Raw genomic sequence first — 24,902 nt, 5'->3', positions numbered from 1 at the left:
CGTTCTTCAGATAGTTGGCGAGAACGGCCTCGTTCACATTGCCGAGCTTGTCCCACATGGTCCGGCCGGCGGGCCCGCGGATTTCCTCCATCAGGGCGTCGACGCGATCGCCGGGCATGAAGGAAGCCAGCAGCTTCTGGGTCTGCTCATAGCTGCCCATGACCGCGCCCGAGCCGCTCATGCCCGAGACGAACTCGACCAGCAGTTCCTCGACGACGCTCGCGCTGACGGTGCCCAGCGAGGCCATGGCCTGGGAGATTTCCTTGATCTCCTCCTCGTCCAGCCCCTGCCACAGCTTGGTGTGGTCCTCGCCCAGCGACAGCAGGATGACGGCCGCCTTCTCGGGGCCGGTCAGTTTCCTGATGTCATCGACAGCAGGCTTCTTGGTGACCATGCGGGCGCCGGACATCAGCCTTCATGCACCCAGCTGCGGAGGATCGAAGTCGATTCCTCCGGGTGCTTCTCGACGAAGTCAGCGACCTTCTTGACCGACGACGCCTTCACCTGGCCCTCGATCCGGGCGATGTCGAGCCGCTGGTCCATCTCGGACGGACCGCCCAGTTGCGGCAGGGCGGAGCCCGCGCCGCCCACGATGGTGGTCTGCAGCGAGGTGACCGGCTGGCCGCCGGGCCCGGCCAGTTGCGGCTGGCCGCCCGCGCCCGCGCCAGCGCCGCCCGTGGCGGCCTTCAGCAGCGGACGCAGGACGAAGAAGATCAGCAGCAGGCCGGTGATCAGCAGCACCAGCAACTCCACGCCGCGCATCAGGTCGTTCTTGGTGAAGTTGAACAGGGGCGAGCCGCCCTCCTCGCCGCCCGCGGCTGCGACATCGCGGTTGAAGCGGACGTTCAGCACCTCGATCTTGTCGCCCCGACTCTCGTCGATGCCGACGGCGGCGGCGACCAGGGACTTGATCTGGGCGATCTCCTCGGCGGTGCGCGCCGCATAGGTCGGCTCGCCGCCGTTGGCGCCCGGGGTCCACTTGCCGTCGACCGCGACCGAGACGGCCAGCTTCTTGATCTCTCCGGCTTCCTTCACCGTGGTCGTGGTGGTGTTGGAGATCTCGTAGTTGGTGGTCTCGGTGTTCTGGGTGTCGCGCGAGCCCTGCGGAGTCAGGCCCGGAGCCTGGCCGCCCGGAATGTTGTTGGTCGCCGTCGCGCCGCCGTCGGTCGCGCCGGTGGTGTCCTGGCTCTCCGAGCCGTTGGTCGAGGTCGAGCGGACGACCTGGCCGTCCGGATCGTAGCGCTGCTCCTGAGTGGTGGAGCGGGCGTGGTCGATCTCGGCGGTGACCTGCACCCGCGCGCCGCCGACGCCCACGACGCCCTCGACGATATCCTTGATGCGCGCCTGAAGCTGGGACTCGGTCTGGCCGCGCGCCTCTTCCGCCGACGCGGAGCTGAAGCCCTCGCCGGCGTTCCCGGCCGCGAGGGTGCGGTTCGAAGTGTCGGTCAGGGTGACCTTCTCAGGCTTCATATTGGGCACCGAGGAGGCGACGACGTTGCGGATGGCCTGGACCTGGGCGCCGGTCAGCTGGCCGCCCGTCACGCCGACGACCACCGCGGCGGTGGGCTCGGCGGCCTGGGACTGGAACAGTTCGCGGCGCGGCAGGGCGATCATGACCCGCGCCGACTGGATGCCGCGCATGGTCTGGATCGTGCGGGCCAGCTCGCCCTCAAGGGCGCGCTTCTCGTTGAGGTTCTGCTGGAACTCGGTCTGGCCCAGCACCGACTGGTTGTCGAAGATCTCGTAGCCGACGCTGCCGGAGGTCACGAGCCCCTTGCCCGCCACCAGCATGCGGGCTTCGCCCACCTGGTCGCGGTTGACGAAGATGGTCGAGCCGTCGCCCTTGGAGCTGTATTTGATGCCGGCGCCGTCCAGAGCCGTGGTGACTTCCGAGGCTTCGCGCAGGTCGAGGTTGGAATACAGCAGCGCATCCGGCGCCTGGCCGATCCGCAGCATGACGAAGACCAGCATGGCCGCGACGCCGGCGGCGACGCCCAGCACCACGGTCAGTCGACCGATCCCGAATCTCTGCAACGCCGCCGTGAAGCCGCCCACGCGCTCTAGCCCCGATACTCACGCGACTCTGGAACGACCCGCTGGGCAGAAAATGCCGGGCGCGTGGTAAACGCCGCGTTAAGGACGTTGACCAATCAGCGTTTCTTGCGCTGCCCCATGACGAAGCCGATCACTTTCGCGGCGGCTTCGAAATGCTCGCGCGGGATCGTCTCGTCCACATCGACGGCGGCGTAGAGGGCGCGGGCCAGCGGCACGTTCTCGATGATCGGCACATTGTGCTCGCGCGCGAGCTCGCGGATCCGCAGGGCCAGGGCGTCGACGCCCTTGGCCACGCAGACCGGCGCGGCGTCACCCTCGGTGGGCTCGTAGCGCAGGGCGACCGAATAGTGGGTCGGGTTGGTGACGATGACCGTGGCCTTGGGCACGTTCTGCATCATCCGCTGGCGGCTGCGCTGGGCCCGGATCTGCTTCAGCTTGGCCTTGACGTGCGGGTCGCCCTCGGACTGCTTGTAGTCTTCCTTCAGCTCTTCCTTGGACATCTTCATCCGCTCGTTGAAGCGGTAGCGCTGCCACAGATAGTCGGCGCCGGCGGTGAAGCTGAGGAAGATCAGGGCGGCGCTCATCAGGGCGATGGCCAGATCGCGGGCCAACGGCAGGATGGCGGCGGGCGGCATGGCCGCCAAGTTCTCGAACTCCCGGATATGCGGCTTCATCACCATCCAGCAGATGGCCCCGACGGCGATCAGCTTGAGGAAGGTCTTGATGAACTGCACCAGGCCGTCCGGGCCGAAGATCCGCTTGAAGCCCGCCATGGGGCTGACGCGCTCCCACTGCGGCTTCAGCTTTTCAGCGGTGAACATGATGCCGGACTGAGCCAGGTTGCCGCCCGCCCCGCCGATGATGGTGGCCAACATGACCGCGCCGAGGAAGGGGGCGATGGCCCACAGGGCCTGGGCGCCGATCTCGACGCCGGCGCCCGTCTCCAGCCCGCCCAGCATGGTGTGCGGCGCGGCGATGAAGGGCAGCAGTTGCTCGGCCATCGAGGTGGCGAAATAGCCCCCCATCCCCAGCAGGACCGCCGAGGCGCCGAGCAGGGACGCGGCCGAGCCCACGTCCATGGACTTGGCGACATCACCCTTCTTTCGCGCGTCCGCTAGTTTTCGCGGTGTCGCCTCTTCTGTCTTCGACTCGGGATCGGCGCCTTCAGCCACCGGCGCCTCCCGCGAAGATCTGGGCCAGCGCCCGGTAGCGGTCGATGAAGACCGTGCCGAGCACGCCGAGGCTTAGGGCGAAGATCGACAGGCCCAGGATGACGCTGAGCGGAGCCGCGGCGAAGAAGACCTGGAACTGGGGCATGACCCGCCCGACCAGCCCCGAGGCGAGGTTGAAGATCAGGGCGAAGACCAGCAGCGGCGCCGACAGCTGGACGCCCAGCGCGAAACTGTCGCCCAGCGTGCGGATCGCCAGGGTGGCGAAGTCACCGGTGACCAGAGGTCTGGCCGGAGCAATCAGCTCGTAGGAGCCGACCAGGCCCGCGATGAACAGGTGATGGGTGTTGGTCGCAAAGATCAGCGTCGTGCCCAGCAGCATCAGGAAGGCCGAGATGGTCGAACCGGGCTGGGCCTGCAGCGGGTTGGCCGTCTGGGCGAAGCTGAGGGTGGTCTGCAGCGAGACGATCTCGCCCGCCGTCGACAGGGCGGTCAGGAAGCTGCGCAGCAGCGCGCCGATCATCAGGCCCACGACGACCTCGCGGATGATCCAGCCGGCCATGGCGCCCAGGGTCTGCGGCAGGGCCGGAAGCGCGCCCGCCACCACCGGCCACAGGGCCAGGGTCACGACGAGGGCGAAGGCCAGGCGGATACGCGGCGGCACATAGCTTTCGCCGACGCCGGGCAGCATCAGCAGCACGGAGCCGATCCGCGCAAAGATCAGCGCGCCTTGCCAGACCTGATCAGAAGTGGCCCAGGGCTCCACCGGCCGGTCACATGCCGGCGATGCGGGCGGCGATCGTGCGCATGAAGCCGCCCAGCAGGGCGCCCATCAGCGGCAGAAACAGCAGCAGGGAGATGAAGATGGCGATGATCTTGGGCGCGTAGATCAGGGTCTGCTCCTGGATCTGCGTCAGGGCCTGCACCAGGCCGATGACCACGCCGACGACCAGCCCGACCAGCAGGATCGGCGCGCACAGCTGGATCGTCAGCCACAAGGCGTCGCGGCCCACATCCAGAACTTCCGCGCCGTTCATTCCACGCTCCACAGGCCGCAGGACGCGCAGCCGAACTGGGCAAGAAATGCCGGGAGTGTGGTTAACAGGGTGCTAACCGGAGGCGCCGGACCTCAGCTATGAGAACGGTCGACGACGAAACGGGCCACCGAGTCCCGAAACGCCTGAACATCCTTGTTCAGCTGCACCAGCTTCTGGACGCTGAGGCCGGCGGAGGCGAACAGGGTCTCGCCGAGACAGGTGCTGCGCGCCTGCATGTCCCGCCCCGCGTTCGTAAGGCGCACGACCACCTGACGTTCATCGGCCGGATTGCGGATGCGGGACACCAGGCCGGCTCCCTCCATCCGCTTAACCAGCGGCGTCACATTGCTTGAATCCAGCCCCAGCCTGCCCGCGATCTCGCCGATGGTCAGGCCGTCGGCCTCCCAAAGAGCGCTGAGCACCAGATACTGGGGATAGGTGATCTCCAGCGCGTCAAGCAGCGGTTTGTAGGCGCGATTGATCGCCATGCTCGCCCCGTACAACGAGAAGCAGAGCTGCTGGTCCAGGGTCAGGGTTGGGGCAGGATTGGGCAAAACGACTCCTCAGACGGCTCCCGAAGCGAATCCGGGCCGCCTCAAAACATATCGCGACATATAATCCCTGGACAGAGGCGAGCCACCTCGATAGTTATTATATGTCACGACATATTATGTCGCAGCATATCACACCCTCCTCGCTTCCTCATTCCCAAGGATTTCGCATGGCCGCCACCGCTCCCAGCCCCGAACGCGCCGCCGCATTGACCCGCTACTACTTCCTCAGGGCGGGCGTCGCCGCGGCCTGGGTCGCGGCGGCCTTCACCATCGGCGGGGCCAATCCCCTCATCGGAGGCGCGCTTCTGGTCCTCTATCCGGCGTGGGACGCCGTCGCGAACGCGCGGGACGCCCTGGCGAACGGCGGCCTGCGCGCGAACCCGGCCCAGGCCCTGAACCTGGGAGTCAGCGCCGTCGTCGCGCTCGGCGTCGCCCTGTTGATGCAGGTCGATATGGCCCGAGTGCTTCAACTGTTCGGGGCCTGGGCCATCCTGGCGGGCCTGCTTCAACTGCTGGCGGGCGTTCGCCGCTGGCGCGCCTATGGGGCGCAGTGGGCGATGATCCTGAGTGGAGCCCAGTCCGCGCTGGCGGGCGGGTTCTTCATCCAGCAGTCCTTCGCTCCCGTGGTTCCTTCGGTCCTCACGACCGTCGCGCCTTACGCCGCGTTCGGCGCCTTCTACTTCCTCGTCTCGGCCATCGCCCTGACGATCCGGAACCGGCGGCGGAAAGCGTGAAATCAGGGGGAGGTTCGTTTCGTCGAGCCTCCCCTTTCGCGTTCTCCCCCTCTATGAAGGCCCCATGACCAAGCCGACCATCACCCAGTCCGACGCCGAAGCCGCCGTTCGCACCCTGATCGAATGGGCGGGAGACAATCCCGACCGCGAGGGTCTGTTGGACACGCCGGCGCGGGTGGCGCGCAGCTACAAGGAGCTGTTCGAGGGCTATGAGGTCGAGCCCCGCGCCTATCTGGAGCGGACCTTCGAGGAGGTCGGCGGCTACAACCAGATGGTCGTGCTGAAGGACATCCGCTTCGTCAGCTTCTGCGAGCACCACATGCTGCCGGTCGTCGGCGTGGCCCACGTCGGCTACCTGCCGACCGACCGCGTCGTCGGCATCTCCAAGCTGGCGCGCGTGGTCCGCGGTTATGCCCGGCGGCTGCAGATCCAGGAGAAGATGACCTCCGAGATCGCCCTGGCCATCGAGGAGGTGCTGCGTCCCCAGGGCGTCGGCGTGGTCATCGAGGCCGAGCACAGCTGCATGACCCTGCGCGGCGTCAACGCCCCGGGCGCCAGCCTGACCACCAGCCACCTGAGCGGCGTCATGCGCGACGATCCGCGGACCCGGGAAGAGTTCCTGCGGCTGACGCGGACGTAGAACGCTGGTCTTCGGTCGAGCGATCGACCACTGTCCCCCGGCAACGCGCGGGGGACGACCATGGGACTTTTCGACTTCCTGACCGGGACGCGCTCGCCGCCCGCCGGGACCAAGCGCCAGTCCACGACTGACCTGCGCAAGCGCCTGATGGCCGTCAACCGCGCGACGGCGCCCTTCGTCATCCGGGACGGGAAGAAGGAAGGCGTCGACATGGTCGCCGAATGGCGGATCGTCGACGCCAAATGGTACGAGTTCTTCGCCAAGGCCGGCATCAAGAAGGTGTTTAAGGTCCTGATGAAGTTCGACGAGGCCAAGGGCGAGGTCCGGTCCGTCGACGAGCTGTGGGAAGTCGAATGGCGCGCCGGCGTGCCGACGCTGAGCGCCCGGGGCAGCGCCTCGCGCGGCCAGACGTTCGAAAAGAGCTTCGAGACCGTCTACGCCTTCCGCGAGGACGGATCGTTCGGCGAGGTCTACGACTACGCGTTCGACACCACCGAAATCAAAAACCCGGTGCGGGCCGCCGTCCTTGAGGCGGGCTGGCGCTGGCGCGGCGTCGCCTTCGGCAAGCTGTAACCCGGGGCCGTCACGGCCCGGTCCTTGCGGAATTCGCCTCGAAGGAGGCCCTTCCCATGGCCTGGACCGCGATTTCGACCCGAAATGAAACACCCCCCATCGTTCGGGGCGGCTGGCTCGACGCGTTGCGTTTCATTGTGGCCAGCCTGATCATCCTGCATCACTTCCAGATGTCGGCCCCCGTGCCGCTGGCCGAAGGGCTGCATCCGGTGTTCGAGCGGGGCGGCTTCCTGCTGACCAACTTCTTCCTGATCGACAGCGGCTATGTGCTGATGCGGGTCTACGGCGCCTCGGTCGCCAAGGGCTCGATGTCCGCGGGCGACTTCTTCCTGAAGCGCTATCTGCGCGTGCTGCCCGCTCACCTGATCATGGGCCTGTCGCTGGTGGCGCTGGTCGTCGTCGGCGGCGCCCTGGGGTTCGCGCCCCGGGCCCCCGAATGGTTCCGCTGGGACCAGCTGTGGGCCCAGCTGACGCTGACCCAGGCCTACGGCGTTCCGGGCGGCTACGGCTGGAACGCGCCCAGCTGGTCGATCTCGGCCCTGGTCGGCTGCTACCTGGCCTTCCCGTGGATCCTGCGCCAGCTGATCAAGCTCGGCCCGTGGAGCGTGCTGGGCCTGGGCGTCGGCCTATATCTGCTGGCCAACCAGATCACCTGGACCTTGCTGGGCTATCCCGTCTACCAGATGCCCATGGGCTTCGGCTTCTTCCGCGCCCTGCCGCTGTTCGTGCTGGGCATGTCGCTGGCCTGGTTCGCCCAGAAGGTCTGGATCGCGCCGAAGCTGGCGGGCTGGGCCGGGATCGGCGCGGCCCTGCTGCTGGCCTTCGTCCAGTATTTCGACAAGCACGCCCTGATCTCGCTGGCGTGCATCTCGACCATCATCCTGGCCGCCGGCGCCACGCCGACCCCGCGCCCCTCCAAATTCGTAGAGAAGGCCGCCCAGGTGTCATTCTCGATGTTCATCACCAACGAGGTCGTGCGCATCGCCTGGTTCGGGGTCGCCAATGTGCTGATCGCCAAATTCGCCCTGCCCTCGCCGGTGCAGTGGGCCCTGTGGTTCGCGGGCGTGGCGGCGGCCTTCGTCTTCGCCTTCCTGTTCCACCAGATCATTGACACCCCGATCCAGGACCGCGTCCGCGGCTGGCTGAAGTCGCGCCGTCGGTCGGCCCCGGTCGTCGGACAGCCGGTGGTGTCGCTGGAAGGCTGAGTCCCGGCTACATGTAGCCGGTGATCGCCGGCGCCCTGCCCCATTCGTCGGCGGCGCCGTCCTCGTAGCGGATCGGCGCCTCGGCCAGTCCCTCGGGGCTTACATCGTCCAGCGCGGCGACGTTCACGCACACGAAGTCTCCGCCCATCACCGGCTCGCTGGCGAGGACGAACGCGTAGATCCCGCAGGTCTTGCAGAAAGTGTGATCGATCCCGCCTTCGCCAAACCGGTAGTGGGTCAGGTTGTCCGCGCCCTGCAGCAGCCGGAAGGCCTCGGACGGCACGTGGTTCTTCCACATCCGGGTCTTGCGGCAGATCGAGCAGTTGCAGCGCAGCGTGGTCGCGTACCACGGCCCGGGCCGAAGCTGCGGCGAGCGCTGTCCCTCAGGCGCCAGATCGATCTCGCACTCGAACTTCACCGCTCCGCAATGACAGCTGCCGCGCCTCGTCCGGATCATTCCATGCCCTCGATCAGATGAAGAATATTGCCGTCCGGATCCTTGAACCAGACCAGCTTCATGGGGCCAGCCTCGTGGATGTCTCCGTTCAGGGTCAAGCCCATGTCGGGATAGTGCTCGAACGTCACGCCCTTCGCCCTCAGGTCATCCACCACCGCGAGTAGGTCGCCCTTCATGTCCCAGGTGACGGCGTTGGCCTTGTTCGTCCCGGCGAAGTCGGACCTGTAGACGGTCAGATGCGTCGCCCCGGTGCGGAACCCCAGCACGCCCTGGTCCTCGCTCCCACCGTCGCGGGTCAGGCCCAGGGTATCCTCGTAGAACGCCCGGGCGCGAGCCAGATCGCTGACGGCGACGATGGCGGAGGCGTTGCGGTCCTTCAGCATGACGGTCTCCCTTTCGATATGGGAGAGGCAGCGTCCAGGCCGCGGGTCCGGTTCCCGGCTCAGCTCGAACAGGCCGCCGCCGTCAGATCGGCATCCGCATGATTTCCTGATAGGCGGCGATCACCTGGTCGCGGACGGCCATGACCGTTTCCAGCGAGGCCTCGGCCGAGCTGACGGCGGTGACCACGTCGATCAGGCTGCCCTGCCCCTGCACGGCGGAGGCCATCTGGCCCTCGGCGGCGCGCGAGGTCTGGGTCATGTCGCCCATGACGTTGGTCAGCATCTCGGCGAAGCCGGACTGCTCGGGCGCGGCGGCCGGCGCGGTCGGCATCGCCCCGCCCTGGATCGCCGAATAGGCCTTGGCCGCCATCATGGGGTTCATGGGTCAGCCCTACTTCTTGATGATGTCGAGGGTGCGCGCGTCCATCGACCGCGCCGTCTCGATGACGTTCAGGTTGGCCTCATAGGCCCGCTGGGCCTCGCGCATGTCCATGGCCTCGACCAGGGTGTCGACGTTGGGCCGCAGCACATAGCCCTCGGCGTTGGCCGCCGGGTGCGATGGGTCGTACTCGGAGCGGAAATCGCCCTGATCCGGTCGGACCTCGGCCAGGGTCACGCCGGTGGCGCCGTCGATTTCGCGCGCCTGGAAGACGGGGATCTGGCGGCGATAGGGCTCGCCGCCCGCAGTCTGGGCCGTCGACTGCGCGTTGGCGATGTTCTCGGCGATGATGCGCATGCGCGACTGCTGCGCCTTCAACGCGCTGGCCGCGACAGCCATGGCGCTGTTTCTCGGGGGGACGGGATCAGGCATCGGCTATTCCCTGTTTATCAACGGCCGGGCGCGCGGGCGGCCATGCGGAGCATCTGCATCGACTTCTGATAGAAGCCGATGGCGGCGTCGTAGGACATGCGGCTCTCGGCCATCTTCAGCATCTGCTCCTCGACCACCACGGCGTTGCCGTCGAGCGTGGTCTCGGAGTCCGGCGCGGCGACGGCGTCGAAGCGCGCCCGCTGTCCCGCCGGGGCGATATGCATGGCGCTGGTCCGGGTCATCTGCAGGCCGCCGCCGCTGCGCAGGGCGGCGGCGAAGTCCTTCGGCGCGTTCAGATCGCGGCCGACGTAGCCGGGCGTGTCCGCATTGGCCACGTTCTCGGCGATCACGCGCTGGCGCTCGTCCAGCCAGGACAGGCGGCCCTTGATCTGGCTTAGCAGCGGAAGGTCGGTGAAGCCCACGGGCGTCAAGGTCTCCGGGCGCGGATCGCCCACGGTTCGATGGGCAGAAAATGCCGCCTCCATGGTTAATGAGACGTTATCTCAACGAGACGTTAACCATGATCGCCGAAGTCTGACGCGCCGGAATCAGTCTTCGGCGGGGCCCGTCGCATGAACTTCCTCGATCTGCTCAGGGCCGTGTTCGCCCTGGCTTTCACCCTCGGCATCATCGGCCTGGCGGCCTGGGCGGCCCGGCGGTACGCCCCGCAGCTGCTGGCCAAGCTCAGCGCCGAGCGCGGCGAACGCCGCATGCAGGTGGTCGAGACCCTGGTGCTGGACCCCGCTCGCCGCCTGGTGCTGGTCAAGGTCGATAACGAGGAACGCCTGCTGCTGCTCGGCGAAGGCCGCGAGCTGATTGAGCCGCGCGGACCGGAGGCGGGCCGGTGAGCGGACGAGCCGGCCTGAAATCCATCTTCGTCATGCCGACGCGCGATGAGTTGAAGCGTGCGGCCCTGCTGTCCCTGCTGACCACCCTGCTCTGCCTGTGCTGGCCGCTCGCGGCCCTGGCCCAGGATGTCGCCGCCGGCGGCGCGGCGATCAATGTCGACCTGGGCACCGGCGCGGGCCTGACCGAGCGGGTCGTCCAGCTGGTCGGCCTGATGACCGTCCTGTCGCTGGCGCCGTCGATCGTGATCATGACCACCAGCTTCGTGCGAATCGTCGTGGTGCTGTCCCTGCTCCGCACCGCCCTGGGCATGCAGCAGTCGCCGCCCAACGCGGTGCTGGTCTCCCTGGCCCTGTTTCTGAGCGCCATCGTCATGGCTCCGACGTGGCAGGACGCCTATGATTCGGGCATCCGCCCCCTGCTGGACCAGCAGATGGAGCTGCCTCAGGCCTTCGATGCGGCGTCGGAACCTGTGAAGACTTTCATGCTCGGACAGGTCGATCAGGACGACCTCGCCCTGTTCACCCGACTGTCCAACATCGAGGCTCCGGCGCAGGCCGTGGACCTGCCCCTTCGGGTGGTCACTCCGGCCTTCATGATCAGCGAGTTGAAGCGGGCGTTCGAAATCGGATTTCTCCTTTTCGTTCCGTTCCTTGTGATCGATTTGGTGGTCGCCAGCGTGCTCATGTCCATGGGCATGATGATGCTCCCCCCGGTAGTGATTTCACTGCCCTTCAAACTGATCTTTTTCGTGCTCGTGGACGGTTGGAGACTGGTCGCCGGAAGCCTGGTCGAGAGCTTCCAGCGGGCGTCCGGAACAGGGTAAATCCCCAGCCCGTGGGGCTTACAGCGGCGATCCCGCTTGCCATCCCGAGAAAAAGCGGCGTTGATCCGTCCGTCATCGCCCTTGAATTGGGGGGCGAGCTTCAATCGGGAAACGACCCACAATGACCACTCAAGCCGAACTCATCGCCGCCGTCGCCAAAGACGCGGGCGTCAGCCAAGCCGACGCCGGCCGCGTCCTGGAAGCGATCGTGAAGAACATTCACAAGTCGCTGACCTCGGGCGGCGACGTCCGCATCTCGAACCTCGGCGTGTTCGACACCGCTGCCCGCGCCGCGCGCGAAGGCCGCAACCCCGCCACCGGCGCGACCATCAAGATCGCCGCCGCGAAGGCCGTCCGCTTCCGCGTCTCGAAGCCGCTGAAGGACGCCGTCAACGGCTAAGCCATTCGGCGACGGAGCCTGACGGCTCCGCTGCCAGGGCTATTCAGGAACGGGCGGGAGTCGCAGGGCGATTCCCGCCCGTTTTCTGTCTGAGCTCGGCTTTCATCTCGTTGACCCAGCCGGCGAAGGTGTCGGCCGAGGCGCTGAGCGCGGCGAAGTCGCCCGCCGAGGCCATGCCGTCCGGACCGTCCAGCGCGATCGACAGGGCGACCTTGGACCGGGCTCCGGCCACGAACGGACGATAGTTGCGCGACAGCCGGCCCAGCGAGGCCGTGTCCTGCGCCAGCGAATAGCCGACCCCCGCGCGGATCAGCCGGGCTTCCTCGTCCTGGGTCAGGGCCGCCGGGTTGCGGTAACGCTCGCCCATCGCCGCTTCGTACAGGGCCGCCGCGCCGCCCCAGTTCTCCTGTTTCCAGAAGATCTCGGCCTTCACGGCCTTGGCGTCGGACGAGGCGTCCGCGCCCAGCACTTCCAGCGCGTGGTCGTAGCGGCCCAGGTTCATCAGGGCCCGGGCCTCCAGCGCCCGGCGCTCGGCGTTCAGGGGCGTGGGCAGCAGGGTCGAGCGCGAGCTCCAGATCGCCTGCAGCGCCTGCTCGGGCTGACGGTCCATCAGATAGACGGTGGCCAGATCGGTGGCGACCTGGGCCTTGGCGACGCCCTCCAGTCGGCTGTCGACCTGGTGCTTCAGCAGTTCGGCGGCCTGGTCCAGCAGGTCGACGTCGATCAGGCGGCGGGCCAGGCGGCGGACCATCTCGTCGCCGTCGGCGCCGATGGGGGTCAGTTCGCGGAAGTCGTAGAACAGGCCCAGCGCCTGCACCGGCTGCAGACCGTCGGCGCCGCCTTCGAGGAACAGCATGCGGAAGGCGTTGTTCAGGTCGATCGACAGGTCCGCCGCGCCCGGCAGGCGGCTCATGCGGCCGCCGGCGCCCTTCAGGGCCGTCAGCGCCTCGCGGTACAGCCCCTGCGACAGGTACAGCTTGCCCAGCTGACGGATGACGGCCAGCTCGGTGGCGTCGCCCCGCCAGCGCCAGCGCAGCGCTTCCAGCTCCTTGGCCGCCTCGTCAGGCTTCATTGTCCCGCGCTCGAGCGACAGGCGGATCAGGCCCAGCTTGGCGGGCACGGCGACCTTGTCCAGCGGCGCGCGGCCGACGGCGCGATAGACGGCCAGCGCCCGGTCGCCCATGCCGTCCTGCTCGAACAGCCGGGCCTGCACGTTGCGGGCGGCCAGTTGGTCGGCGGCGGGCGCGTTCTGGCTGAAGGCGTAGGACAGCAGGGCGCGGGCGGCTTCCGGGTCGCCGCTTTCCAGCGCGGCCTCGGCGTGGGCGGCGCCGAAGCGGGCGCGCCAGATCGGCGGAAAGTCGTCGACCGCCCCGGCGCCGGCGTTGAAGGCCTGGCGCGCGGCGGCCCAGTCGCCCTGTTTCGAGGCGATATAGCCGCGCCACACCGCCGAAGCCGGATCCCCGGCGACCGCGGCCGAGGCGAAGTCGCCCTGGGCTTCGTCCAGACGGCCGATGGAGGCTCGCGCCGCGCCGCGCAGACCGCGCACCTCGGGCTCGCCGGCCATGTTCGGCGCCTGGGCCACGATGGCGTTCAGCACGCCGATGCCCTCATAGGACAGGCCCGAACCGACCAGGAAGCGGGCGAAGGCCATGCGCGCCTCGATGGGCGCGCGCGGGTTCTCTCCGGCGACGGCGGACTCCGCGCCCGCCGCGTCCTGCAGCTCGCGATAGCGGGCGGCGAAGGTGGCGTGGCCGGTGCTCTCCCAGCCCTCGACGATGAGGCCCGGATACTTGGCCTTGCGCGGCGCGCCCGGCTCGTCCTCAGCGGTCTCCAGCGCGGCCGAGGGCGCCGACAGGGTCAGGCCGCCCGGGCGGCTCAGGGTGACCAGGTCGCCGTCGGCCCGGATGGCCAGGTCGGACACCAGGGTCTCGACCGCCAGACCGTGCGCCGTCGGCAACAGGGACATGTCGAGGCTTTGCCGGCTGTCGGCGAAGCCCTTGCCGGGCGCCAGGGCGGTGACGGCGGCGAAGCGGTCGCCGGCCATCGGATCGGTCAGCCAGATGGCCTTGGTCGCCCCGGCCATGCGGGCGACCAGAGCGGGCTCCCCTGTATCGTCGCGATCAACGGTGACGCCGCCGGCCGAGGCCGCCGGGCCGCCGATGCTGACGGTCCAGGTCGAGCCGTTCGAGGTCGCCGACACCCGCAGGGCGCGCGGCGCGGCGATACGGACGGCGACGTGGTCCGGACCGGCGGTCCAGTGGGCGCCGGTGGCCGGGCCCAGCGCCTTGGCCCCGCCCATGTCGAGGCGGGCGGGGGTATCGAACACCACCCATACCGCGTCGCCCCGGCGGAAGACCGCGGCGCCGACCGGCCGTTCCCACTTGAAGTCGAGGCTGACCTTTTCCGGGCTGACATGCGAGACCACCGGCACGACCGCGGCCTGGGCGGCCGCGACCGGCGCGACGGGCGCCTCGGGGGCGGTGGCGTACAGGTTGACGAAGACCGCGCCGTCGGCTGAACCGGTGCGCACATCGGCGCCCTCGGCCAGGGTCAGGACCAACTCGGTGCCGCCGCGCACGGCGCGGGTCTCGACCTTCTCGACCCCGCGCGGCGGATCGACGCGCAGACGTGAAACATCAGGGGCGGCGGTGGCGCCGATGCGCACGATGACCGTCCGGCCCTCACGCCGGACTTGCGACCGGGCGCCGATGACGCCGGCGAACTCCACCCGGGTGAAGACCTCATTGGCGCCGATGCGAATGGTGACCGGATCCAGGGCCGCGCCGGCTTCCTGGGCGTAGAGCGGCGCCAGCGGGGCGAGCACCACCGCGCCGGCCGCGGCGGCGGCCACGGTCGACTTCAGGATGCGCTTGCTGGAACGGGCCCCGGACATGCGCGCGCACCCTCGCGCGACGCCCCTTTAAACGCGGTTAACGGATGGTGACTGGACCCCGGCGCGCCACCGGTTTCCACGCCGCGACAAACGGCCCCGGTTGCACCCGTCCCTCAACAGGCCGACATGCAGGCCATTGAGGAACCGGAACGCCATGAGCGACCCTGTCTATCCGCCGCTGAGCACCCTGAAGACCGGCCTGCGCTGCCGCTGCCCGCGCTGCGGCGAGGGTCCCCTGCTGCGGGGCTTCCTCAAGATCCGCGACAACTGCCCGAAGTGTGGACTGGACTTCAGCTTCGCGGACCCGGCGGACGGCCCGGCATTCTTCGGCATGAGCCTGGTCGGCGTCATCGGCATGGCCCTGTTCATGTGGTTCGAGTTCACCGTCCACCCGCCGGTCTGGGTGCATTTCGCGGTCACCATGCCGCTGCTGGTCCTCGCCTGCCTGGCCGTGCTCCGCCCGCTCAAGGGCTGGCTGGTGTCGGAACAGTACATCCACAAGGCGGCCCCGCCGGAGTGGGAAAGCATCGGCAAGCACGGCGACGGGTCGAAGTGGCGCTGAGCGCCTTAGCGTTCCGCCACCGGTAGTCCGATCTCGAACACCGCCCCGCTCTCGGACGGCGCCAGGTCCAGCGTCGCCTGATTGGCGGCCAGCAGGGCGCGCGCGATCGACAGGCCGAGGCCGGCCCCGCCCTCGCTGCGCCGGGTGGTGAAGAAGGGCTCGAAGATGCGTCGTGCATCCGCCGGCGCCACGCCGGGGCCGTCGTCCGACACCAACAGAATGACCGAGTCGCCCGCCACCCGCGCCGCGATCCGAACCGCCTTCGCTCCTGCCTGGCGGCTGTTTTCCAGCATGGTCGAGACCACCACCTCCAGCGTCGCGGCGGGCGCGGCCACCGGCGGCAGGTCCCCAGGCAGGTCCAGGGTGATGTTCAATCCCGGCGAGCAGGCGTCGACGGACTTCAGCAGGGGCGGCCTCAGGTCGACCGACAGCCCCGCCTCGGGCCGGGCCATGTCGGCGCGGGCCAGGTCCATCAGCCGCGTCACCAGCCCCGACAGCCGCCGCCCGTCCGCGGCGATGTTGTCCAGGAATTTGCGCCGCCGCGCGGGCTCCATGTCTTCGTGATCCTGCAACAGCTCGACCGCGCCCTGGATGCCGGCCAGGGGCGTCTTGAACTCGTGACTGACGGCGGCGGCGAAGTCGCGCAGGTAGCGGGAGCGACGCTCCACCGCCTCGGCCATGATGCCGAAGTCCTCGTACAGGGTCCGGATCTCGACGGCGGCGGTGCTGGGGGGCGGCGGCACCGACCCGCCCCCGCTGGCGACCTCGCGCGTGACCCGGCTGAGCGCCTCGATCGGCCGGGCGATGCCCCGCGACACCAGCACCGCGAGGAAGGCGATGAAACCCAGCACCCCGACGATGCCCAGCGCGATCTTGATGCGGTCCTGGTAGATGCCCCGGAACAGGGCGCGCGGCGACCGGGAGACCAGGATCACCCCCTCGACCTGTCCGTTCACCACTACCGGCCGGGCGTGATGGATGCGCAGGGCCGAGGCGCGGCTGAGCCACTCCCACGAATAGCGTGGATGATAGGCGGCGTTCCGGCGCAGCATCGTCGCGGGTCGCCCGGACAAGGCCGCGTGGACCTCCGGGATGTCCTTCCAGCTGCCGCCTTCGCCGAAGCCGCGAACCACCACCCCGTTGCGGTCCAGGAAGATGATCGAGGCCAGCGTCGTGCGGCTGGTCTCCTGCATCACGACGTCCAGACGGCGGCCGACGATGACGGCCTCCGGAGTCGGCGGGCCGGAGGGTCGAGCGGGCGGACGGGCGGGCAGTATCGGGGTCGAACCCAGGTCGATGGTCGCCGCCTCCGGCTGGTACCAGCCGGGCGCCAGCCGCTGCGCCGCGGTCGGCGCGGTGAGGCGCGAGCCAGGCCACAACGCCTCCGCCGTGGCCGACAGGGCGGCGGTCTGCGCCACCAGCTCCGCCTCGGTCTGGCGCACCAGGGTGTTCTCGTAGACCCGCAGGAAGATGGCAGCGAAGCCGGGCAGAAGGGCCGCGAACAGCAGCACCGAAAGCAGGATAGTCCGCAGCCTCAGGGCCGGCCAGTGCCGCCGCACGAACAGCCGGAAGCGCCCGGGTGGCTTGTCGCTCACGCCGCCGCGCCGACGCAGGGTCCGAGCTGGTAGCCGAGGCCGGGCCGGGTCTCGACCACGTCTCCGCCGCCCACCGCCGCGAACTTGCCGCGCAGGTTGCGGACATGGCTGTCGATGGTCCGGTCGGTCATCGCGAAGCCGGGGCCGTGCACCCGGTCGATGATGGCGTCGCGGGTGAAAACCATGCGGGGCTGGGCCGCCAGCACGCGCACGATGGCGAACTCGGTCACCGTCAGCGGCACCTCGGCTCCGCCCCAGGCGGCGCGCCAGCCTTCGGCGTCCAGCGTCAGCCGGCCGTAGCTCACCGCCCCCGACGGCAGGGGCGCCGGCGTACGGGCCGTGCGCCGCAGGATGGCGGCCACCCGCGCCACCACCTCGCGCGGGCTGAAAGGCTTGGTGACATAGTCGTCCGCGCCCAGCTCGATGCCCAGCACCCGGTCGAACTCGTCGTCGCGCGAGGACAGGAACAGCACCGGCACGTCGCCCCTGGCGCGCAGGCGGCGGCAGGTCTCGATCCCGTCCATGCGCGGCATGTTGATGTCCAGCACCACCAGATCGGAAGGATGGGCCTCAAGATCGCTCAGGGCCGCCTCCCCGTCCGCCGCCTCGCGCGTGGCGAGGCCGGCCTTGCGCAGGGCGAAGGTCAGAAGATCGCGGATGTGGGGGTCGTCATCGACCACCAGGACAGTGCGCTGCATGATCGCCATGTTCAGACTCCAGAGGCTGAGGTCAACGGGGCCGGGACGGCCACGGTCGGGGGAACGGTCGCCGAGGGTGCGAGCCGGGGCGGCGGCGGGGGCCTCAGGCGGCCGTCCCACATCCGTTCGCCGGGCCTCGGAACCAGCAGAGGCCGATGCGCGGTCAGGGCGTCGATCCGCTGCAGCCGCCGCGCGTTGCGCCAGGTCCAGCCGCGCCATTCCGACTGATCCTCCTGCAGGCGCGCCATCAGGTCGCGGCGCACGGCGGCGGCGCGGTCGCGCAGTTCCGGATCGTCGGTCGCCTGTTCCAGCTCGACCAGCGACACCAGCGCCGGGGCGCCGAGATCGCGCAGGTAGCCGAGGTCCAGCTGGGCGCCGGTCCCGTCGATCTCGCGGGCGTGCCTGACGTTCCAGGCCGCGGCGACGGCGCCCAGATCGACCGTGCTGACGACGGCCAGAACCACCAGCGCCAGCTTCACATTGGCGCCGATGAGCCAGTCGCCGTCCTTGTTCTTCAGCAACCGCCAGCAGATCAGCAGCAGGCCGAGTCCGACCATGACCATCCAGATCATGGCCACGATGCGGAAGCGGGTCAGGGCGTAGCCCTCGATATAGTCCGCCGTGCGCAGCAGGGACGAGGCGACCAGCACCATGTTCTGGGCCACCCACAGGACCACGAGTCCCCGCACCAGCGGACGCCGCGCCGTCTCCGATCCTGGCCGCAGGGCCACCAGCACGAACAGGCCGGCCAGCAGCGCCGTCGCGATCAGCGGATAGGCGCCGCGATGGGCGTAGTCCGCCAGGGTCATCTCGCCCGGCAACGGCGCGCCGCTCCACAGGAAGGCGACGTCCAGTCCGTTCTGGAGCGCGAACAGGGCGTTGAAGACCAGCAGCGACAGGGTCACCGAGGCCGTGTTCACGCCCGGGATCCGGCGCTCGCCCAGGGACGGCAGAGCGATCAGCTTGCGATACCAGCGCGGCCGCAGGGTCGTGCCGACCATCACCGCCACGATCCCGCAGCCGATCAGGCGCAGCACGGTCGATCCGGACGGCGCCGGGATCCGCGCCGTGTCCAGAACGTCGGCGATCAGGGGATTGGCGCGCGCGAACAGCAGCAGGAAGATCAATCCCGCGGCCGCCGGCAGGGCCAGCACCTTCAGCACGGCCGCCGGCGACACCCGGGCGGGTCTGCTCCGTCGCAGCCGCGCCAGCCGGACCAGATCGAGGATCGGCCCGACCAGCGACACCACGCCATGAATGACCAGACGTTGGGCCCACCGCCAGACGGCTTCCCCCTCGCGCACCCGCGCCGACAGGGCCGCGACGGTCAGCATCAGGCCGAACAGCAGCCATGACAGCGCATCGGGCCGCTCGATCATCACCGCCACCATGACCCCCGCCGCGACCACCGCGAACTGCGCCCGGCGGTCGCGCGCCAAGCCCTTTCGGATCAGCAGCAATCCGCCGATCCACGCCGCCGCGAACCCGCCGACGACCGCGCCCCATGGAATGGACTGGAAGAACAGGGCGTCCGCCAGAACGGCCAGGCCGGCGGCGACCCCCGCCTTCAGCCAGAACGACGACCGCGTGAATGGATGAGCGCTGAGCATGGGCCTCCCCTCGAGTGAGGGGGCCCTTGTCGCGCGGCGCGGTTCAGCGGTGCGGGGCGGCCCGGGGAGCTTCGGCGCAGACGGCGTGCAGAAGTCGTGCAGCGCCTCGTCGGCAAGGCGCCCCCTCAATCACAGGTTGAACGCCCTCATCCGGCCGAAAGGTCATCTGGCCGACTGTCCAAGAATATATTCCTGCCTACGTCCATTTCTGACGCATCCGTACTGTAGGATTTATTTCCTGCCCGCCTTGGGCAGACCTATAGACGGAGGGACACTTGCGAACACCCATTCACGTCCTCGCCTGTGCGGCGAGCCTGCTCGCAGGCTCGGCGACGGCCCAGGACGCCCAGACATTCCTGTACGACGCCAACGGACGCCTCACGGCGAACACGACGGCGCGAACGACCGGCGATTCCACGCGGTCGTATTACATCCTGGACGGAGCCGACAACCGGTTGGGCCACGGGGCGATCGCGGTCAGCCCGCCGCCAGCCGGCGATACCTTCGCCTTCCCCTACACCCTGGTCCCGACCCAGAAGCTGACCTCGGCCAACGGCCAGTACACGATGACGTTCGAGCCGAGCGGCGACCTGGTCATCCGCAACACGTCCGGCGCGCCGGTCTGGAACAGCTGCACCGGCCAGGGACGCTCCTGGTTCGTGCGGGTCTCGTCCGACGGCCAGCTGACCATCTTCGACACCACCGGGACTGCGTTCTGGACCGCCGGCGCGTCCGGCAATCCGGGCGCCGTTCTCACCCTTCAAAATTCCGGCGTCGCGATCCTGAAGAGCGCGGGCGGAACCACCCTCTGGACATCGAGCACCCCATGCGCCTGAGCCATCTTCTCGCATCAACCGCGCTGGGGCTCGGCCTCATCGCCCCGCAATTCGCCACCGCCCAGACGCTGCCGCCCGAGCGCTATACGCTCGACCCCCGGGGCGTCGATCTGGTTCGAGGGCAATGGACGCCGATCAGCGCCCAGGTCTCGATCGGCGGCGCCACCGGCCTGTCCCACCAACGGATCCTGTTGGGTGACAAATGGTGGGACAACGCGGTCAGCGGCATGGACGCCGAATACCTCGTCGGCGCCCATGTCACCGTCGACGGCGTCACCGAATATTTCGACCCGGACGAGGCCGGGAACTGGGTCCCGCGAACGAACAGCGGCTCGACCCTGACCTGGTTTTTTGACTCGCCGACGCTCTATTACATCTATCAGAAGGGCGGCACGATCTACCGCTTCGACCAGCTGGGTGATTCGACCTATCGACCGGCAGGCTTCACCCAGTTCCTCACGTATCGTGAAGAGCCGAACGGCCTTCGGACGGACTACACCTACACCTACGAATCCTTCATCAAGCCCGAAGACCCACTGAACCCGGTGGTGGCCGCGCGGCTGCAATCGTACCAGAACAACGCCGGCTACCAGGTCCACTACGACTTCGTCGCGAACACCCTCGATCCCGCGGATGTCGAGCCCTGGCAGAAGGTCCAGAAGGTCACCGCCATCAACCTCGGCGTCGATTACTGCGACAAGGCGGCCTACACCTGCACCCTGACCCGGACCTGGCCCAGCGCGACCTTTTCCGAGACCGCGGGAACCGGCTTCACCGAGCAGATCGTCACCGATCAGAGCGGGCTCGCAACGCGATACCGCCGGTCCGATCTGCCGGGCGGGGGCACGCGGATGGAAACCTTCGTCGGGGCCAATCCCGCCCCGCTCTTCACGGTCGACCAAGGGATCACCCGTCCGGAGGTGACCCAGGTGACGGACGCCACCGGCGCCTGGACGTACGGCTACTACGACACCCTGGAAACCCGCACGACGACCGTCGAGGGACCGATGGGCGAAGAGGTCGCGGTCGTCTCCGGCCTCAACGGCGGCCTGGTCCTCTCGGCGACCGAGGTCACCTCGACCAGCCCGGCGGCCAGCCGGACCTGGGCCTGGGCCTATAACGGCGGCGGCCGCGTCGCGACCGCGACCGGCCCGGAGGGCGAGACCGCGGACTACCTGTACGACAACCGCGGCAACATCACCCAGGTGACCCTGTCGCCCAAGACCGGCGGGACGGAGGCGGACATCGTCACCAGCGCCGCCTATCCGGCGACCTGCGTCAACATCGTCACCTGCAACCTGCCGACCTCGACCACCGACGCGACGGGCGCCGTCACCAACTACACCTGGGACAGCACCCACGGCGGCCCGCTGACGGTCACGCTTCCCGCACCGAGCGGGGGCGCTGTCCGGCCCCAGACCCGCTACGCCTATGCGCCGCAGACCGCCCAGTTCAAGAACGGCGCGGGCGTGATCGTGGCCGCCCCGACCTCGATCACCCTGCCGGTCGAGACCTCCGCCTGCGCGACCGGCGCCAGCTGCGACGCCACCGCTGACGAGGTCCTGACCACGGTCGATTACGGTGTCGCCAGCGGCGTCGCCAACAACCTGCTTCCGGCCTCGATCAGCCGGGGCTCCGGCGCCGCCCCCGCCATGGCGGTGACCGCCCTGACCTATACGCCGGACGGCGACGTCGCCTCGGTCAACGGTCCGCTCAGCGGATCCGACGACACGACCACCTACCGCTATGACACCTCGCGGCGGGTGGTCGGGGTGATCGGTCCCGATCCGGATGGGGGTGGAGCAGGCCTGAACCGGGCCCAGCGCATGACCTACGACGCCCGGGGGCTGCCGATCCTCAGCGAGACGGGGACGACCGCCGGCCATACCGACCCGAACTGGGCGGCGTTCTCGCCACTTCAGAAGAGCAGCGCCGTCTACGACGACTTCGGCCGACCGATCGAAACGCGTCAGATGTCCGCCGCCGACGCCGTCTCCGGCGTCCAGCAGACCAGCTATGACGCGGCCGGACGGGTCACCTGCGCGGCGGTGCGGATGAACCCGTCGACCTTCGGGGCTCTGCCGTCCTCGGCCTGCACGGCCGCCACGACCGGCGGCTTCGGTCCGGACCGGATCACCCAGGTGACCTATGACGTCGCGGACCGGCCGCTGTCGGTGACCACGGCCTACGGCACGGGCGACGCCCAGCCCCAGAGCCAGACCTACACTGTCGGCGGACAACTCGCGTCCTTCACCGACGCCAAGGGCAATGTCTCGCTGTTCGAGTACGACGGCTTCAACCGCCAGGTGAAGCTGCGCTATCCCAATGCGACGGGCGGCGGAACCTCGACCACGGACTATGAGCAGACCGTCTACGACGCCGTGGGCCGTCCCTACAGCGCGCGGAACCGGGCGGGCGAACTGACCTATTTCGGTTACGACGCCCTGAACCGGCTGGTCACCCTGAACCTGCCGTCCGGCACCCCTGACGTCAGCACGGCCTATGACAATCTCGGGCGGGTGTTCAGCACCAGCGACGGAACGATCACGGTCAACACGACCTGGGACGCCCTGTCCCGTCCGGTTAGCGAGACCTCCAGCGGCGTCGGCGCCATGGCGTATCAGTATGACGCCGCGGGCCGTGTGACCCGCATCACCTGGCCGGACGCCTTCTACGCCGACTATGAGTACGACCTGTACGGCGGGCTCAAGACGGTGCGCGAGAACGGCGCGACCTCCGGGGCGGGCGTCCTGGCCGCCTACGGCTGGAACAACCTGGGCCAACCGGCGTCCGTCACCCGCGCCGGCGGAAGCGGGGCCTCGACCACCTATGGCTACGACGCCTGGGGTCGGCTCTCCAGCCTCGCCCAGAACGCCGACGGCTCCGCCAACGACGTGACGTACGGCTTCAGCCACAATCCGGCCGGTCAGCTGGTCACCCGCATGGTGTCCAACGGCGCCTACACCCGGTCCGGCGGTGGCGCGGACTACACGGTTAACGGCCTGAACCAGGCGACGACCTCCGGCGGTTCGCCTGTGACCTATGACAGCAACGGCAACACCACCGGGATTTCAGGCGACACCTACGGCTACGACGCCGCCAATCGCCTGACCTCGGCCAGCGCGGGGGCGGGCGCCGCGGCCTTCACCTTCGATCCGATGAACCGTCTGGCGACCTCGACCGTCGGCGGCGCCACGACCCGGCGTCAGTACGTCGGCCAGCAACTGGCGGCCGAGTACAACGCCGGCACGGGCGCCCTGACGCGCCGCTACATCCCCGGCCTCGGCCTGGACGATGTGGCGGCGGCCTATGACGGGTCGGGAACGTCGAACCGCAGTTGGCAACTGGCCGACGAACGCGGCTCCGTCATCGCCCAGTCCGGCGCGACCGGCGCGGTGTCGGCCATCAACACCTATGACGAATACGGCGTCCCGGCCGCGGGCAACGTCGGCCGCTTCCAGTACACCGGCCAGCAATGGCTGCCGGAGGCGGGCGCCTATCACTACCGGGCGCGGACCTATCTGCCGCAGGTCGGGCGGTTCCTGCAGACGGACCCGATCGGGTATGCGGCGGGGGCGAACCTGTATGCCTATGTGGGCGGGGATCCGGTGAATAGGATCGATCCCATGGGCCTGGAATTCAAGGATCCCAAGTGGACTGACCGGGCAGAGTGTGAACGCGAGGGCTGGCAGGTCGTTCGGAGGTCAGACGGCCTTTGGTGTACGCCGAAAACAGTGACCGGCGGCCCTACCGTCGCCATCGGTGATCATGGGTCGTGGAACGATCCCAACTCCGCCGGTGGCGGTGGCGGCGTTGGAGGCGGCGTCAGCGGCCTGAGTCCGAGCGGCATGTCACGAGAGCGCTGCCTTAGCATGGTCCGTGGCGCTATGCGTCTGAGTGAGGCATCTTCGGTGATCGGGCGTATCGGGTTCGGAACAGCGGTTGTGGGTGGCGTCGCCTCAATGAGCACAGGACCTCTTGCAGTTTTCCTGGTTCCCCTTTCCGAGGGCGTCGGCGGTACATTGCTTGTGACTGGACTGGTGCTGAACGCCACCTCGGTAGGCTTCTATGGTGTAGCAACGGGCGACTGGGGTGCAGCTGCAGTTTACGGGCTACAAACAACTCTAACCTACGCAGGCCCGCTAGGAGGATTTGGCAGAGAGCTTGCCGGATGGGCCGGCGATGAGTTCGTCAATAAAGCAAATCTAATGGATGAAAGTGCTTGTGATGCAAGAGTCTGAAATGAAAGAGAGGCTTATATCAGGAACTGTGGGAGGATTTCTTGGAGGATCCCTACTGTATTATAACGCAACATCCTTTTCCAACGTCATTGTAAGTGTTATAGTTGCAGTTGTGGCTATAATGTTGTTTATGCGGTGGAGAATCGCTTTTCCGATACGAAATCGGATGCATGCGAGGTTGAAATCGCAAGGTATATACTCGTACCCAATGCCAACATGGGCCTACGTGATATATACAATCGCCTTGATAGCACTCTTGGCACTGCCCACCATCGTCTGGATGAACAAGCAAAACACAAACGATTACTTGTTAATTCTGGCGGCAGGGTGGGGAGTTTGGACAATCTTAGTTTTCACCATGTCCATTATGGCTCTCAAGGAAATCGGGATGATCTTCAAGTCTCCCCCCGAATCCTGAGGAAGCCGCCTCAAATTCGGAACTATCAAACCACCACGCACAAACTGGCGCCCCCGGCAGGACTTCAACCTGCGACCTCTGCCTTAGGAAGCGCTGCTCTATGGGCCATGGCCGGGTAAACTGTCGGAGCGCGAAGCGCCACGGAAGTGGGGCGGCGGGATTTCTTCCCGCCGCCCCGTTCTCGCAAGGGCCTGGCCTAAACCACCGCCGTCGCGATGACGCTGCCCAGCGGGGTCGGGTTGGGGTCGTTCTGGTGCTGCACGGCGTTGACCGCCCAGTCCTCCAGCACCACCCGATCCTTCTGGAACACCATCATGTGGGTGGAGCCGCCGAACTCGAAATGGCCGATCTCCACGCCG

At 68.3% G+C, this 24,902-nt stretch carries 24 protein-coding genes and 1 pseudogene; 10 read left to right on the top strand and 15 right to left on the bottom strand.

What is annotated here, in order from left to right; genetic code table 11:
• From Q0C81_RS01555 to Q0C81_RS01530, 6 genes and pseudogenes are all read right to left on the bottom strand, one after another.
• Positions 1–325: pseudogene (locus Q0C81_RS01555) on the bottom strand (flagellar motor switch protein FliG); the annotation flags it as partial.
• Between the two features lie 83 nt (positions 326–408).
• Positions 409–2,055 carry a flagellar basal-body MS-ring/collar protein FliF gene (gene fliF, locus Q0C81_RS01550; RefSeq protein ID WP_291832576.1) on the bottom strand — a complete coding sequence of 549 codons (1,647 nt, stop codon included), beginning with the start codon at positions 2,053–2,055 and terminating at the stop codon, positions 409–411.
• 95 nt (positions 2,056–2,150) lie between these two features.
• Positions 2,151–3,227, bottom strand: a complete 1,077-nt coding sequence (gene flhB, locus Q0C81_RS01545; RefSeq protein ID WP_291832573.1) for a flagellar biosynthesis protein FlhB — start codon at positions 3,225–3,227, stop codon at positions 2,151–2,153.
• Positions 3,220–3,990: a flagellar biosynthetic protein FliR gene (gene fliR, locus Q0C81_RS01540; protein WP_291832570.1), complete on the bottom strand. Its 771-nt coding sequence runs from the start codon at positions 3,988–3,990 to the stop codon at positions 3,220–3,222. Before fliR ends, flhB begins: the two co-directional genes overlap by 8 nt.
• A gap of 7 nt (positions 3,991–3,997) precedes the next feature.
• A complete protein-coding gene (fliQ, locus tag Q0C81_RS01535) occupies positions 3,998–4,261 on the bottom strand; it encodes a flagellar biosynthesis protein FliQ (RefSeq protein ID WP_291832566.1) in 264 nt (87 codons plus the stop codon).
• Between the two features lie 92 nt (positions 4,262–4,353).
• The gene (locus tag Q0C81_RS01530) at positions 4,354–4,815 is read right to left on the bottom strand and encodes a MarR family winged helix-turn-helix transcriptional regulator (protein ID WP_291832562.1); all 462 of its coding nucleotides are present in this window, start codon (positions 4,813–4,815) and stop codon (positions 4,354–4,356) included.
• Between the two features lie 167 nt (positions 4,816–4,982).
• On the opposite strand from Q0C81_RS01530, the gene Q0C81_RS01525 reads away from it, so the two are divergent.
• The 4 genes from Q0C81_RS01525 to Q0C81_RS01510 all read left to right on the top strand — a co-directional run bounded on the left by Q0C81_RS01525 (position 4,983) and on the right by Q0C81_RS01510 (position 7,967).
• Positions 4,983–5,549, top strand: a complete 567-nt coding sequence (locus tag Q0C81_RS01525; RefSeq protein WP_291832559.1) for a DUF308 domain-containing protein — start codon at positions 4,983–4,985, stop codon at positions 5,547–5,549.
• A gap of 64 nt (positions 5,550–5,613) precedes the next feature.
• Positions 5,614–6,189: a GTP cyclohydrolase I FolE gene (folE, locus tag Q0C81_RS01520; RefSeq protein WP_291832556.1), complete on the top strand. Its 576-nt coding sequence runs from the start codon at positions 5,614–5,616 to the stop codon at positions 6,187–6,189.
• A gap of 60 nt (positions 6,190–6,249) precedes the next feature.
• The gene (locus Q0C81_RS01515) at positions 6,250–6,762 is read left to right on the top strand and encodes a hypothetical protein (protein ID WP_291832553.1); all 513 of its coding nucleotides are present in this window, start codon (positions 6,250–6,252) and stop codon (positions 6,760–6,762) included.
• Positions 6,763–6,818: 56 nt separating this feature from the next.
• Entirely contained in the window at positions 6,819–7,967 is a 1,149-nt protein-coding gene (locus tag Q0C81_RS01510) for an acyltransferase (protein ID WP_291832550.1), read from the top strand.
• Positions 7,968–7,974: 7 nt separating this feature from the next.
• On the opposite strand, the gene Q0C81_RS01505 is transcribed toward Q0C81_RS01510, so the two are convergent.
• The 5 genes from Q0C81_RS01505 to flgB all read right to left on the bottom strand — a co-directional run bounded on the left by Q0C81_RS01505 (position 7,975) and on the right by flgB (position 10,040).
• Positions 7,975–8,385: a GFA family protein gene (locus tag Q0C81_RS01505; RefSeq protein WP_291832547.1), complete on the bottom strand. Its 411-nt coding sequence runs from the start codon at positions 8,383–8,385 to the stop codon at positions 7,975–7,977.
• 35 nt (positions 8,386–8,420) lie between these two features.
• Positions 8,421–8,807, bottom strand: a complete 387-nt coding sequence (locus Q0C81_RS01500) for a VOC family protein (protein WP_291832544.1) — start codon at positions 8,805–8,807, stop codon at positions 8,421–8,423.
• Between the two features lie 82 nt (positions 8,808–8,889).
• A complete protein-coding gene (gene fliE / locus Q0C81_RS01495) occupies positions 8,890–9,189 on the bottom strand; it encodes a flagellar hook-basal body complex protein FliE (protein WP_291832542.1) in 300 nt (99 codons plus the stop codon).
• Between the two features lie 9 nt (positions 9,190–9,198).
• Positions 9,199–9,585 (bottom strand): flagellar basal body rod protein FlgC, encoded by a 387-nt coding sequence (gene flgC, locus Q0C81_RS01490; protein WP_291832540.1) that lies wholly within the window; start codon positions 9,583–9,585, stop codon positions 9,199–9,201.
• A gap of 50 nt (positions 9,586–9,635) precedes the next feature.
• Positions 9,636–10,040: a flagellar basal body rod protein FlgB gene (flgB, locus tag Q0C81_RS01485; RefSeq protein ID WP_291832592.1), complete on the bottom strand. Its 405-nt coding sequence runs from the start codon at positions 10,038–10,040 to the stop codon at positions 9,636–9,638.
• 150 nt (positions 10,041–10,190) lie between these two features.
• Between flgB and Q0C81_RS01480 the strand changes: the two genes are divergently transcribed.
• From Q0C81_RS01480 to Q0C81_RS01470, 3 genes are all read left to right on the top strand, one after another.
• Positions 10,191–10,466 carry a flagellar biosynthetic protein FliO gene (locus tag Q0C81_RS01480; RefSeq protein ID WP_291832537.1) on the top strand — a complete coding sequence of 92 codons (276 nt, stop codon included), beginning with the start codon at positions 10,191–10,193 and terminating at the stop codon, positions 10,464–10,466.
• A 32-nt stretch (positions 10,467–10,498) separates the two neighbouring features.
• The gene (fliP, locus tag Q0C81_RS01475; RefSeq protein WP_291832588.1) at positions 10,499–11,290 is read left to right on the top strand and encodes a flagellar type III secretion system pore protein FliP; all 792 of its coding nucleotides are present in this window, start codon (positions 10,499–10,501) and stop codon (positions 11,288–11,290) included.
• 121 nt (positions 11,291–11,411) lie between these two features.
• Positions 11,412–11,690 carry an HU family DNA-binding protein gene (locus Q0C81_RS01470; protein ID WP_291832534.1) on the top strand — a complete coding sequence of 93 codons (279 nt, stop codon included), beginning with the start codon at positions 11,412–11,414 and terminating at the stop codon, positions 11,688–11,690.
• 43 nt (positions 11,691–11,733) lie between these two features.
• Here the strand turns inward: Q0C81_RS01470 and Q0C81_RS01465 are convergent, their stop codons facing one another.
• Positions 11,734–14,583: a hypothetical protein gene (locus Q0C81_RS01465; RefSeq protein WP_291832531.1), complete on the bottom strand. Its 2,850-nt coding sequence runs from the start codon at positions 14,581–14,583 to the stop codon at positions 11,734–11,736.
• 154 nt (positions 14,584–14,737) lie between these two features.
• On the opposite strand from Q0C81_RS01465, the gene Q0C81_RS01460 reads away from it, so the two are divergent.
• A complete protein-coding gene (locus Q0C81_RS01460; RefSeq protein WP_291832530.1) occupies positions 14,738–15,145 on the top strand; it encodes a DUF983 domain-containing protein in 408 nt (135 codons plus the stop codon).
• 5 nt (positions 15,146–15,150) lie between these two features.
• Here Q0C81_RS01460 and Q0C81_RS01455 read toward each other — a convergent pair whose 3' ends face one another.
• From Q0C81_RS01455 to Q0C81_RS01445, 3 genes are read right to left on the bottom strand one after another with little or no spacing between them, the layout of a single operon-like run.
• Entirely contained in the window at positions 15,151–16,740 is a 1,590-nt protein-coding gene (locus tag Q0C81_RS01455) for a histidine kinase dimerization/phospho-acceptor domain-containing protein (protein ID WP_291832529.1), read from the bottom strand.
• Positions 16,737–17,447, bottom strand: coding sequence for a response regulator (locus Q0C81_RS01450; RefSeq protein ID WP_291832527.1), 711 nt, complete (start codon positions 17,445–17,447; stop codon positions 16,737–16,739). Before Q0C81_RS01450 ends, Q0C81_RS01455 begins: the two co-directional genes overlap by 4 nt.
• A gap of 2 nt (positions 17,448–17,449) precedes the next feature.
• Positions 17,450–19,048, bottom strand: a complete 1,599-nt coding sequence (locus Q0C81_RS01445; protein ID WP_291832524.1) for a DUF4153 domain-containing protein — start codon at positions 19,046–19,048, stop codon at positions 17,450–17,452.
• A gap of 275 nt (positions 19,049–19,323) precedes the next feature.
• On the opposite strand from Q0C81_RS01445, the gene Q0C81_RS01440 reads away from it, so the two are divergent.
• Together Q0C81_RS01440 and Q0C81_RS01435 are read left to right on the top strand one after the other, a co-directional pair.
• Positions 19,324–19,884: a hypothetical protein gene (locus Q0C81_RS01440; protein WP_291832521.1), complete on the top strand. Its 561-nt coding sequence runs from the start codon at positions 19,324–19,326 to the stop codon at positions 19,882–19,884.
• On the top strand, positions 19,875–24,125 hold the full coding sequence (locus tag Q0C81_RS01435; RefSeq protein WP_291832517.1) for an RHS repeat-associated core domain-containing protein: 4,251 nt from the start codon (positions 19,875–19,877) through the stop codon (positions 24,123–24,125). Before Q0C81_RS01440 ends, Q0C81_RS01435 begins: the two co-directional genes overlap by 10 nt.
• The last annotated feature ends 777 nt before the right edge of the window (positions 24,126–24,902 follow it).

Source organism: Brevundimonas sp. (assembly GCF_023259385.1).
Lineage (GTDB): Bacteria > Pseudomonadota > Alphaproteobacteria > Caulobacterales > Caulobacteraceae > Brevundimonas.
The sequence above is the reverse complement of the archived record's forward strand: the minus strand, read 5'-3'. Positions and strand labels throughout refer to the sequence as shown.